We start from the raw sequence: 10,827 nt of genomic DNA, 5'->3' as shown, positions 1-10,827 counted from the left end.
CCCCTCTCCCGACCCCCTTCGGGGGCCACCCTCCCCCGCAGAGGGGGGAGGGAGACGCGCGCGTCTACGACCCCGCCGCGCGCTTTCGTCAAGGAAATGTGTGCCTCGCAAGCCACGAGCTCGATCGATCCCGAGCAGGCGCTGGATCGACGAGAGAGGCCCGCTTGCGGTCGGCCGCCGCACAAAATCTCCCGGATCCCGGATCGGGTCATGCCGCCCTCCTGAAATCCGGCTCCGTCGCCTGCTCCGGCACGGCCGCGCCCGTAGCCCGCACCGCCGAAAAATCCGCCTCTGCGAGCGCCGCCAGGACGAGCAGAAGAAGCCCGAGCCCGGCCAGCCCGTAGGCGAAGCCGGTCAGGTCGCGGCGGGGGCGCGGCTCGGTGTAGGGGATCGGGTTGCGCTCCAGGGCGGCGATCTGCGCGATGGCGTCGGCGACCGCCTGCGGGCCCTCGGCCTCGAAGGCCCGGTAGGGCACGCCGAGGCCCTTGAAGAACAGGTCGAGATGCCGCTCGGGGGCGGCCTGGGGGGTGTCCTCGCCCGCCGGCCGGTCCTGGATCGAGGGCGAGCCCTTGGTGCGCAGGAACAGCCAGTAGAGGTTCGGGTGCAGCTTGGTGAAGGCGGCGCGCAGGGAATCCTGCACCCGCGGGTCGATCACCGCGGCCCCGTCCGAGATGAACAGCAGGACCCGGGAGCCGCTGCTCTCCGGGGCGAATTGCGACAGCGCCATCGCGAGGCCGCGGGCGACGTTGGTGTAGTCCAGCCCCGGCCGGTCGATCGCCGCGATGGCGGCGCGCACGGCCGCGTGCCGGTCGGTCATCGGCATGACCAGCATCGGCGCGGTGGAGAAGGCCGTGACCGCAAACAGATCATGCGCCCGGGCGCCGACGAAATCCGCCAGCAGGCGCCGGGAGGCGGCGGCCTTCGATTCCTCCGCGCCCGAAGGCTGCCGCCCCGCGAAGGTCTCGTTCATGCTGCCGGACCGGTCGATCAGCATCGCGATCTGGGCGCCGACGCCGATGCGGGTGACCGGCGCGCCGGCGCCGTAGGGGCCGGCAAGCGCCACCACAAGGCCACTGACCGTGAGCATGCCGGCGGCCCGCAGCAGCCGGGCGATCCAGCGCGAGGCCGCGTCGGCGGGCGCCGCCGCGACCGCCGAGACCGGGACGCGCCGGCGCCCCGAGGCAACGAGCGGCACCAGCGCGAGCGGCAGCAGCCACAGCCAGGCGGGCGACGTCACCCCGAGCGACCCGACCATCATCGCTCAGGCCTCCCGCTCGGCGGCGGCGAGCCGACGCAGGCCGGCCTCGACCTCGGGCCAGGGCAGGCTCGCCCGGGCGGCCTCGGTCTCGCGGCCGAAGAAGGCCCGGCGCGAGGCGTCGAAGAACCGGGCCAGGGCCGGACCCTCCCGGCGGAAGGCGGGATGCCGGTCGAGGAAGGCCGGGAGGTCGTCGGCCAGCACCCGGCGGCCGTCGGTCTCGTCGAGGCCGCGGTGGATCAGGCGCAGGGCTTCCCGGTAGCGGGCTTCGCCCTCACCGCCCAAGCGGCGCAGGGCGCGGGCGGCCCGGGCGAAGGGACGACCGGGCCGGGCGACCCAGCCGCGATCGTAGCCGAGGGCGGCGAGCGCCAGGACGGCCGCCGCGAGGGCGACGAGGGCGGCCCGCAGGTCCGGCACCGGGTCGAGCCGGGGGACGCGCCCGTCCGGCCGGAGATACTCGGCCGGGTCATCGTGCTTCTCCGGCTGGACCTCCCGCAGGGGCGAGACGCCGAGCGACCAGCCGGGGATCTCGGCCTTGGCCGAGGTCGTGCCGCCCGCGGCCGCGCTCTCGAGCGACACGGAAAAGCCCGGGATCGCGACCTGGCGGGCATCGAGCGCTGCGTAGAAGGTCTGGTAGGTGAGGTGCAGCCGGACCCGGCCGGGGTTTTCCTCCACGGCGATATCCCGCAGGTCCAGCCAATAGGTCAGCGGCCCCGGCGCCGGCAGGGAGGCGCGCTGCAGGCTGAAGCCGGGATCGACCGCGATGTCGGCCTGAACCCGCACCAGATCGCCCAGGAAATACCCGAAGGCGCGGGGCACCCGCACCTCGACGGAGCGCACCTGCGCCATGGCGGCACCGGCCTGCAGAAGGAGTGCGCAGCAGGCCAAGATCATGGGATTCCGAAGGGCGAAGCCCTTCGGCGGGGTATCGGGGCGGAGCCCTGATGCCTGGTGGCTCGCCCGATCGCAGGGCTCCGCCCTGCACCCGCAAAAGGTCTCGGACCTTTTGAAACCGGGACTTTTGGTGTGCGCCCCAATCATCTCAGGTCGCCAGCAGGTGGCGGGTGAGCGCCTGGGCGTCGAAGCGGTCGACCAGGTGGAACGGGGCCCGGGCCGAGGACGCGGCGGCGAGGCTGCGCAGGGCGTCGCGCCGGGCCTGCTCCCGGGCGAGCCAGCGCCGCTTCAGGGCGGGGCGCAGGAAGACGAGGCGGCGGCCGGCGCCTTCGAGATCGTCGAGTTCCACCAGGCCCCAATCCGGCAGGCCGGCATCCTCGGCGCTGTCGGCGAGCAGCACCGGGACCGTGTCGTGAAGCGCCAGTGCCGCGAAGACCTGCGCGATCAGGGCCTGCGGCCAGAGAAAGTCCGAGACCAGGAAGACCAGCCGCGGCCGGCCGAACAGCAGGCGGGCGGCCTCCAGCAGCCCCTCGGCGCCAGGCGCGTCGCAGCGGGACGCCGCGATCCGCTCGGCCATGGCGACGGCCGGCCCGCGCCGGCGGGTCGCCGGTAAATAGAGTTCCGCCCGCACGGTGCGGTCGCAGCCGATCATTCCGAACCCGTCGCCGATCCGGGTCGCCGATGCGGCGAGCCCCGCGCAGAGGTCGGCGGCGAGACGCAGCCGGTCTCCGGCGCCCCGGAAGCGCATCGAGGCCGAGAGGTCGATCAGCGCCCAGACCTCGACGGCGTTGCGCATCTCGAACCGGCGGACATGCACGCCCTCGAACGGGTCGCGCAGGCTCGCGCGCAGATCGATCCGGCGGGCATCCGGCAGGGTCAGGAACGGGACCTGATCCCGGAACGTGCCGAGCCCGCCGGCCTCCTGGCCGCGATGCGCCCCGATCCGGCGGCCCCGCGGGCGCCAGCGCGGCAGGTAGACGATCTCGGCCGAGGGCGCCCGGGTCATGGGGCCGGCACCGTCTCGAACACCGCCCGGCACAGGTCCGGGACGATCTCGCCGCGGCGCATCTCGTGGACCGGCTCCAGGAAGATGCGGTGCGCCATCACCTCGGGGAAGACCGCCCGGATATCCTCCGGCACCAGCCAGTCCCGCCCCTCCAGCCAGGCCCGCACCCGGGCCGCCCGGACCAGGAAGGCGAGGCCGCGCGGCGAGGCGCCGCCCTGCACCAGCGTGGCCATGTCGATCCCGGGGAGCCGGATCCCGGCCTCCGCCGGGCGCACGAGGGCATCCCAGAGCCCGACCACGTAGGTCTCGATCTCCGGGGAAGCCTGGATCGCCACCTGGATCGAGGCCGCGATGGCGCCGAGGCGGGCCTGATCGAGCACGCCCTCGGCCACCTCCGCGATCAGCCGGTCGGTGTCGTGGAAGCGCGGGTCGAACACCAGGGCGCGCCGGGCCTGCGCGTCGCGCGGCGCGTCCATCCCGATCTCCATCAGGAAGCGGTCGCGGGCGGCGGCGGGCAGCTCGAAGGTCTCCTCGCGCTCCACCCGGTTGCGGTCGGCGAAGACCTGAAGGTTGGGGAACCGGTAGTCCCGGGCGAAGGCCGTGACGCTGCGCTCGGCCATGATCCGCAGCAGCAGGGCATGGACCTGCGGGCGGGCGCGGTTGATCTCGTTGAAGAAGAACACCGCCAGATCCTCGGCCCGGCGCAGGACCGGCCCCGGCTCGACCCGGGGGCGGCCGTCCTCGGCGAGGTAGGTGTGGTAGATCAGGTCGGTCGGCATCATGTCGACCGTGCCCTCGATGCGCTCGTAGGCGCCCCCGAGCGCCCGGGCGACCGCCCGCAGCAGCGTGGTCTTGCCGACGCCGACATCGCCCTCCAGCATGACGTGGCCGCGGGCGAAGATCGCCGTGGTGACGAGGCGGATGACCCGCGCCTGGCCGACCACGGCCTTGGCGACCTCCGCCTCGAAGCGGGCGGCCGAGGCCCGCCAATCGGTGAGCTGGGCGTCGCCGGGGTGGAGCGTGTTCATCGCGCTGGTTCCGGGACAGGGCGGCCGGCCTCCGGGGGAGACCGGCCGGAAAAGGCGAACCGTCAGGGTTTCGAAAGGTCCGGGACCTTTCGCGGGTCCAGGGCAGCGCCCTGGTGTGTCGGGGGCCAAGTCCGAAAGATCTTGCCCCGAACCCGCCAAAGGGCTTGTCTTTCGGGAACCCGGATCAGTTCGCCGAGATCTTGCTGACGTCGTACTCGAACTTGCCGGTCTTCTTGGCGTTCTCGATGCGCTTGCGGTTGCGCTCTTCCATCAGCTTGATGGATTCCGCCTGCTTGCCGACCTCCTTGGGGTCGTGCTTCGGGTCGTACTTCGTCCCCGCGACCTTCTCGGGGAAGCCGGGCTTGGGCTCCCAGCAATTGCCCGGCGCCTTGCAGGTCTGCCCGTCATAGGCCAGGGCCGGCAGGGCGAAGAGCGCCCCCGCGGCCACCATCGCGGCGGTGATCATGCTTCTGTTGCGCATCGTCGACTCCTTGCGTTCGCTCCCAGGGCGGCCCGACGGGCCGTTCTTCGGCGCCGGCTCGGCCGGGCGCTGCTCCGCGCGGACGCTCACTCCAGCGGCTTGCACTGGCCGGGCTCGTCCTTGGCGAAGGTCTCGCCTTCCTTGAAGGGCGTGTAGTGTTTCTTCTGCTCGTCGGTCAGCCAGGCGGCATCGCTGACCGGGCCGGTATAGAGATGCCGGATCCAGGCGATGACCTGGAGCGCCTCATCCGGGTTCAGATCTTCGTTGTGCGGGCCCATCATGCCGTTGGCCCCGCCCCAGATCGTCGCGAACAAGCCGGTATCTTCGGTGTTGGCCGGATAGGTCCAGTAATTGTCGTTGAGGCCGGGGCCGACCTTGCCCTCGGCCAGGTGGCCGTGACAGCCGGAGCAGGAGGTCAGGTACAGGCTCTCGCCGTTGCGCAGGCACGACTTGTCGTCGATGTAGAGGTTCTTGCCGGTCTGGAAGAAGGTCTGGACCGCCTTGGTGTCGCGCCCGCCGGGCTTGCCCTCGGCGAGGTCCAGCGGCTCCCCGGTGATGGTGTTGCGGAAGATCAGGCCGGTCTGCGGCCCGGATTGCGGCTGGGCCATCACGGCGGCCGCACAGAGCGCCGAGGCGGCGCCGGCCAGAAGCATCAACCGGATACGTGTGGTCTTCGTCATCTCATCTTCGCTTCACGGGGACTGGATCGCGCGGCGCTCGCTCGCCGGCCGCGCGGCGAGGGTCAGTTGGTCGCCACCGGGACGCCGTCCTGCTTCAGGATCGCGTCGATCTGCGGCTTGGCCTTGGCGATGGCGGCATCGAGGGCGTCGCGGAGCGCCGTGTCGTCCCGGCGCACGCCCATGGACTGGTCGAAGCTCTGGGGCATCTTGCGGCCGTCGCTGCTGACCGTATCGTTGGGCACGAGGGTCATGCGCAGGGGCACGGCCGAGTCCTTGACGTAGCGGGCCACGTCGGGCCCGAAGGCGACGCCCACATCCGCCTTGTCGTTGGCGACCTCGCTGACGATCCGGGCCGGGTCGATCTGCGTGTACTGGTTGCGCGGCGCCCGGAAGCCGACCAGCGAGTAGAGGTAGGCCATGTCCTCCTCGTAGCGGCCGATATCCTTGAGCATCGCCTCGCCCGGGGAACCCAGCGGGACGACCATGTGGTCGACGGTCTTGAGGCGCGGATCCGACCACGACTTCACGTCGAGGTCCTTGTCGGCGCGGGTGATGAAGACGTAGCCGCTGCGGTAGTAGGGCTTGGTGGTCAGCACCCGCGGGTCGTCGCTGTCGAGGCCGACCACCACGTCGCAGGTCCGCTTCTCGAGCCCGTCGCGCACCAGGTAGATCGCCGGCTTGGCGAGCCAGACGAAGACCGGCTTCCGGCCCATCGCCTCGGCGACCGCGACGGCGACCCGGTTCTCCAGGCCGGACCCGTCCCGCATGGAGAGCGGCGGCTGCTTCTCGGAGGCGCAGATCCGCAGGATGGACGGGTCTGGCTTGGGCGCGGCCGCAGCCTTGCCGGGCTCGGCCTGGATGGCCTGCGCCTCCGAGTCCTGCGCCCAGGCTTGCTGGGCCGGGATCGCGAGGGCGAGCAGGGCCGCGACAGAGGTCGCCGCGCGAAGGATTCCGCCGAGGAGCGGCATGGTTTCGATCCCTCAAAGGATTTCGTCGGGAGGCGGCTCCCGCGCCGGGAGGGCGGGGCCGGCGAACCGGGGCTCCGCCGCCCGGACGGGGCGGCGGAGCTGGCGCGCCAGGAGGCGCGGGTCAGGTGCGGATCACTTGGCGGCGTGCTGCGCGTACTCGCCGACATTCGGGTCGTCGTACGGCCCCTTGCCGTCCAGGGAGAACACGACCACGCCGCCGCCCATCTGGGTGTAGTTAGCGAGCTTCTTGAAGGCGCCGACCGCGCCGAGGCCGGCGGTCGGATCCTGCAGGTCGAACACCAGGCCCACGCCCGGCCAGCCGCCGACGCCGTAATAGATGGCGACGTATTGGGTGCCCTTGTGGGTGTAGGTGATCGGGTAGCCGATCGCCCCGGAGGGCAGCTTGAACTTCCAGAGCAGGTCGCCGTTGTCCGAGTCGCGCGCCTTGATGAAGCCGTCGAGCGTCCCGTAGAGCACGATGTTGCCGGCGGTGGCGGTGGTGCCGCCCCAGACGGCGAAGCGCTCCATCTTCTCCCAGTTGAACTTGCCGGTGATGGCGTTGTAGCTCTTGATCTGGCCGAGCCCCTCGTAGTTCTGCCGGTCACCCTTCGGGCCCGGATACATGTTCAGCGTCGCGCCGACGAAGAACTGGCCCGCCCGGTAGGGCAGCATGAACGGCTCCCAATCCATGCAGATGTGGTTGATGCCCATGTAGAAGGCTTGGCGCTTCGGATCGTAGGAATCGTGCCCCTGGTTGTGGTAGCCCATCGCCGAGGGACAGATATCCTTGGCGAGGTGATCCATCCGGGTGCCGTATTCCGGGTCGCGCACCGGCGTGCCGGACTTCAGATCAACCGACTTGAACACGTTCACCGTGTCGTCGATCTTGTTGGCCGAGACCAGCGAGCCGTCCGTCCGGTCGAGGGTGTAGACGATGCCGTTGCGGTCGGGATGGGTGAGGAGCTTCCTCATCTTCCCGTCCTTGTCCTTCTGCTCGGACAGCATCATCACGTTGACGCCGGCATAGTCCCACTCGTCGTGGGGCGTCTTCTGGTAGCCGAAATGCGCCTCGCCGGTGTCGACGTCGCGGCCGAAGATCGTCATCGTCCACTTGTTGTCGCCCGGACGCATGGTCTCGTTCCAGGGCGCCGGGTTGCCGGTGCCGAAATAGATCATGTTCGTGCCCGGGTCGTAGGCGTACCAGCCCCAGTTGGTGCCGCCGCCGATCTTCCAGGCGTCGCCCTCCCAGGTGGAGGTGCCCAGGCCCTTCTGGCCGTAATGGGCGTTCTTGATGTTGAAGTCCTTAGCCAGCAGCAGGTCCTCGTCGGGACCGGTGGCGTAGGCGCGCCAGACCTGGGCGCCGGTCTTCACGTCGTAGGCGGTCAGGTAGCCGCGCACGCCGAGCTCGGCGCCGGAGGAGCCGATGATCACCTTGTCCTTCACCACGTAGGGGGCGATGGTGAGCGTCGAGCCGACCTTGATGTCGGAATTCTCGACCTTCCAGACCGTCTCGCCGGTCTGCGCGTTCAGCGCCACGACATTGCCGTCGAGCAGGGTCTTCAGGATCAGCGCCGGGGTCTTGCCGTCGCCCGGCCAGTAGGCCAGCCCGCGGTTGACGAGATCGCAGCAGGCGACCGAGCGGGCGGCCGGGTTCTGCTTGGGCTTGTCCTGCCACAGGATCTTGCCCGGATCGTCGAGGTCGAGCGCGAAGGTGTTGTTCGGGAACGAGGTGTGGACGTACATCTTCCCGTCCACGACCAGGGGCGCGCCCTCGTGGCCGTTGAGCAGGCCGGTGGAGAAGGTCCAGGCCGGCTTCAGCTGCTTGACGTTCGTCTTGTTGATCTGCGTCAGGTCGCTGTAATTGTCGGAATCGTAGTTCTTACCGGGCATCACCCAGTTTTCGCCGCTCTTCGACTGCTCGATGAGCTTGTCGTTGGCGAAAGCCGCGCCCGCAAGGCCGACCGGCGCCAGTGCCAGGATCGCCAGGGCCGAGACTGAACCCGCTAGCCTTCTCATGATGCATCTCCTCGCCAGGCCGCCGGCCTTTCGGCAACGCGGCTATTCATTTTCGCAGTGCAAGATCGATCGAGGCCGCCCGCGTCGATAGTCAGCTTTATTTGCGACTTAGAGACATTCGACCTTTATGATCTGCTTATTAAGATCTTGTCACCTTTCAGTTTTATGCGCCAATGCCCGACGATGTCTTCAGGCAAGCTGACATTTGTTGGCGGGATAATTCGGCAATGCCGCGGGGACGCGGCGGAATACCCGTGGCCGGCTTGACCGTCCCCCGGCGCCCGCCCAGAACTGTGTTCCCGGCCCGCACCATGCGCGGCCTTCAGTCTTCGGGGCTGCTTGATGGGCTTGAGACGGTCCAGCCCGTTCTTTGCCGGCACAATGCCGGTCTCCGGAGCCCCCCGGCGGTCGATTCTGCTGGTGACGGCGCTGCTCGCTCTGGCCGGCGCGGCCCGGGGCGCGGACCGAGCCGGGACGGCGGGTCGCGTCGCAGCGCTGTATCCGCAGGATGCGCGCCGCGACCTGACCGGCGCCGATTTCGAGCGCTATCGGGGCGCCGGCATCCTGTGGTGCCGGGGTCCGGACGGCGTCCCGCAGAAGGCGGCCGCGGCGTGGCTGATCGCCGATCGCTCGACCGTTTTGCTGAACGCCCACAATTTCCGGGATCGCCGCCTCGCGGTCACCCGCCCGGTGGCCGACTGCTACTTCCAGATCGGCGGCCGCAACTACGAGTTCGAGGCCGACAGCCTGGTGCTCGGCACCGCCCCCGGGGCGGCCGGCCTGCACATCACCGACGATTGGGCGATCCTGCGCCTCGACCGCCCGGCCGATGCCGCCCCGCAGCCCCTGCCGGAGCCGCCCGACCTGCCGGTCGGGGACATCACCCTGCCGGTGACCATGGTGTCGCCCGCGGGCCACGGCAATTATCGCGGCCCCAGCAGCCTCGAGCGCTGCGCCATCCGGCGGATCGACCCGCCGAGCGAGGATGCGATCCGCCGCGCCCGCCACGATTGCAACGACGGCTACGGCGGCTCGGGCTCAGGCCTGTTCGACGAGGCCGGCCAGCTCATCGCCCTGCAGAGCGCATCCCTGTCGATGAACTCACGAAGCCGCTTCGATATCGAGTTCCACTACGGATCCGCCCTGCTCCTCGAAGGCGGCCTGCTGGCGGCTCTCCGGGGCCGGGCGGAGGCGGGCGGGCGCCGGTGAGATCGCGCGACGCGATCCCGCCGGCCGCCAACCGTCACTTCCGCTGCGCGGTCGGGTTCGGTGCCGCGGCGGTGTCCGGGGCGACCGCCGGATTGATGGGCGTGACGACGGACCATGTGCCGGCAATCGCGATGATCGCGGCGAACAGGGCGGCGAAGATGCCGATGAGGACGAAGCGCTTCATGAGGGGGCTTGAGACATCCAGGCGAGCCGCGGGCGTGTCGGCAACAGCCGGAGGCCGGTGATCGATCCCCGCTGCGACGCAGGCGCGCGGCCCACCCCGGGCTGCGCTTAGGCCGGCCGCCCGGCCTCGCGATCGGATGGCGGCACGGCACCGGGGCGCCGCGCCTGGGCGTGCGGGTGCAGGGAGGCCAGCGCGGCCCCGGCCTGCCGCGCCAGCATCTCCAGCCGGTAGACCGTCATGTCGTCCGGGATGACCGACGTGCACCAATAGGCGCCCAGGGCGGCGATCGGCTCCGGCGACCCGATCGGCACCATCACGAGGCTGCGCATCGACGTGGTGCGGTAGGCCTCGATCGGCACCCGGGGGTCGAACTCGATGGCTGGGATTACGGCGGTCTCGTCATTGAGCATCACCCACCCGGAAATGCAGGCGGTGAGGGGGAACCGGCGCCCCCGCCACAGGGGCTCGATCGCGTCCTCCGCGGCGTAGAAGCAGGATCCGCCCTCCCGCAGGACCACCGCGACCCCGTCGGAGCCGACGATGTCCCGCGCCGTCTCGCGCAGGATGGACACGACGTCCGGGAGGGAACAGGCGACCGCCAAACGGCCTGTCGCCCGCACCAAGCCGTCATCGGGCAGGAAATCGGCCGCTGACATGCCTTGAAGCTAGGGGAAGCGGCCCGGATCGTCCACGTCGCATTCTGGCAGGCCCCGCCCGACCGGCCTCTCAAGGGAGGTCCGCGCGGGGGCGCGGTACGCCCGGCCGCGGGTCCGCCCGCTCCGGCCCGTCACGACGCAATCTACAGGCGAGACCGGAAACGCGGGATCTGCTCTCGGGCCGAACCCCGAATGTTACACGTAGGTTAACACGCCGCGGCTGCGCGTATTGCCGAACCATATTTTTATCCGGGGTCAGTTTTGGCCGAATAATGCATGGGCCCCAGTCATCACGGGCTCGCGATGTGTTCCAGCGCACCTTTTTGGCCACCGGCCCGGAGCCTTCGCGGGCCCTGTTGCAGCGTTGCACTATCGCGTCGGGCCTTCCTGACGTCCTGTCCCCGGGCACATCCCGATCAACGGGAGATTGAGGACCAGATGATCAAGAAG

At 70.3% G+C, this 10,827-nt stretch carries 11 protein-coding genes; 1 reads left to right on the top strand and 10 read right to left on the bottom strand.

All coding sequences use genetic code 11. The features are described 5' to 3' along the window. Positions 1-208: 208 nt before the first annotated feature. The 8 genes from WYO_RS28810 to WYO_RS28775 all read right to left on the bottom strand — a co-directional run bounded on the left by WYO_RS28810 (position 209) and on the right by WYO_RS28775 (position 8,328). Positions 209-1,258 (bottom strand): vWA domain-containing protein, encoded by a 1,050-nt coding sequence (locus tag WYO_RS28810; RefSeq protein ID WP_007569503.1) that lies wholly within the window; start codon positions 1,256-1,258, stop codon positions 209-211. Between the two features lie 3 nt (positions 1,259-1,261). After that, a complete protein-coding gene (locus WYO_RS28805; RefSeq protein WP_007569502.1) occupies positions 1,262-2,149 on the bottom strand; it encodes a hypothetical protein in 888 nt (295 codons plus the stop codon). A 148-nt stretch (positions 2,150-2,297) separates the two neighbouring features. Continuing rightward, the gene (locus WYO_RS28800) at positions 2,298-3,155 is read right to left on the bottom strand and encodes a DUF58 domain-containing protein (RefSeq protein ID WP_007569501.1); all 858 of its coding nucleotides are present in this window, start codon (positions 3,153-3,155) and stop codon (positions 2,298-2,300) included. Next, positions 3,152-4,183, bottom strand: a complete 1,032-nt coding sequence (locus WYO_RS28795) for a MoxR family ATPase (RefSeq protein WP_007569500.1) — start codon at positions 4,181-4,183, stop codon at positions 3,152-3,154. The genes WYO_RS28800 and WYO_RS28795 overlap by 4 nt, the downstream gene beginning before the upstream one ends. Positions 4,184-4,367: 184 nt before the next feature. Further along, the gene (locus WYO_RS28790) at positions 4,368-4,664 is read right to left on the bottom strand and encodes a methanol dehydrogenase [cytochrome c] subunit (RefSeq protein WP_007569499.1); all 297 of its coding nucleotides are present in this window, start codon (positions 4,662-4,664) and stop codon (positions 4,368-4,370) included. A gap of 86 nt (positions 4,665-4,750) precedes the next feature. Beyond that, a complete protein-coding gene (gene moxG / locus WYO_RS28785; protein WP_007569498.1) occupies positions 4,751-5,317 on the bottom strand; it encodes a cytochrome c(L), periplasmic in 567 nt (188 codons plus the stop codon). Positions 5,318-5,406: 89 nt separating this feature from the next. Continuing rightward, a complete protein-coding gene (moxJ, locus tag WYO_RS28780; protein ID WP_007569497.1) occupies positions 5,407-6,312 on the bottom strand; it encodes a methanol oxidation system protein MoxJ in 906 nt (301 codons plus the stop codon). Between the two features lie 132 nt (positions 6,313-6,444). Next, positions 6,445-8,328 carry a methanol/ethanol family PQQ-dependent dehydrogenase gene (locus WYO_RS28775; RefSeq protein WP_007569496.1) on the bottom strand — a complete coding sequence of 628 codons (1,884 nt, stop codon included), beginning with the start codon at positions 8,326-8,328 and terminating at the stop codon, positions 6,445-6,447. A gap of 420 nt (positions 8,329-8,748) precedes the next feature. Between WYO_RS28775 and WYO_RS28770 the strand changes: the two genes are divergently transcribed. Continuing rightward, positions 8,749-9,537 carry a serine protease gene (locus WYO_RS28770; protein ID WP_244424363.1) on the top strand — a complete coding sequence of 263 codons (789 nt, stop codon included), beginning with the start codon at positions 8,749-8,751 and terminating at the stop codon, positions 9,535-9,537. 34 nt (positions 9,538-9,571) lie between these two features. Here the strand turns inward: WYO_RS28770 and WYO_RS31900 are convergent, their stop codons facing one another. Together WYO_RS31900 and WYO_RS28765 are read right to left on the bottom strand one after the other, a co-directional pair. After that, positions 9,572-9,721: a hypothetical protein gene (locus WYO_RS31900; protein WP_007569493.1), complete on the bottom strand. Its 150-nt coding sequence runs from the start codon at positions 9,719-9,721 to the stop codon at positions 9,572-9,574. Between the two features lie 107 nt (positions 9,722-9,828). Continuing rightward, entirely contained in the window at positions 9,829-10,377 is a 549-nt protein-coding gene (locus WYO_RS28765) for a GAF domain-containing protein (protein WP_007569492.1), read from the bottom strand. Positions 10,378-10,827 lie beyond the last annotated feature (450 nt).

It is taken from the genome of Methylobacterium sp. GXF4, from assembly GCF_000272495.1.
GTDB lineage: Bacteria > Pseudomonadota > Alphaproteobacteria > Rhizobiales > Beijerinckiaceae > Methylobacterium > Methylobacterium brachiatum.
The sequence above is the reverse complement of the archived record's forward strand: the minus strand, read 5'-3'. Positions and strand labels throughout refer to the sequence as shown.

Coding starts and splice junctions, on each gene's coding strand:
- WYO_RS28810 (WP_007569503.1), bottom strand. CDS start 1,258: ATGATGGTCGGGTCGCTCGGGGTGACGTCGCCCGCCTGGCTGTGGCTG.
- WYO_RS28805 (WP_007569502.1), bottom strand. CDS start 2,149: ATGATCTTGGCCTGCTGCGCACTCCTTCTGCAGGCCGGTGCCGCCATG.
- WYO_RS28800 (WP_007569501.1), bottom strand. CDS start 3,155: ATGACCCGGGCGCCCTCGGCCGAGATCGTCTACCTGCCGCGCTGGCGC.
- WYO_RS28795 (WP_007569500.1), bottom strand. CDS start 4,183: ATGAACACGCTCCACCCCGGCGACGCCCAGCTCACCGATTGGCGGGCC.
- WYO_RS28790 (WP_007569499.1), bottom strand. CDS start 4,664: ATGCGCAACAGAAGCATGATCACCGCCGCGATGGTGGCCGCGGGGGCG.
- moxG (WP_007569498.1), bottom strand. CDS start 5,317: ATGCTTCTGGCCGGCGCCGCCTCGGCGCTCTGTGCGGCCGCCGTGATG.
- moxJ (WP_007569497.1), bottom strand. CDS start 6,312: ATGCCGCTCCTCGGCGGAATCCTTCGCGCGGCGACCTCTGTCGCGGCC.
- WYO_RS28775 (WP_007569496.1), bottom strand. CDS start 8,328: ATGAGAAGGCTAGCGGGTTCAGTCTCGGCCCTGGCGATCCTGGCACTG.
- WYO_RS31900 (WP_007569493.1), bottom strand. CDS start 9,721: ATGAAGCGCTTCGTCCTCATCGGCATCTTCGCCGCCCTGTTCGCCGCG.
- WYO_RS28765 (WP_007569492.1), bottom strand. CDS start 10,377: ATGTCAGCGGCCGATTTCCTGCCCGATGACGGCTTGGTGCGGGCGACA.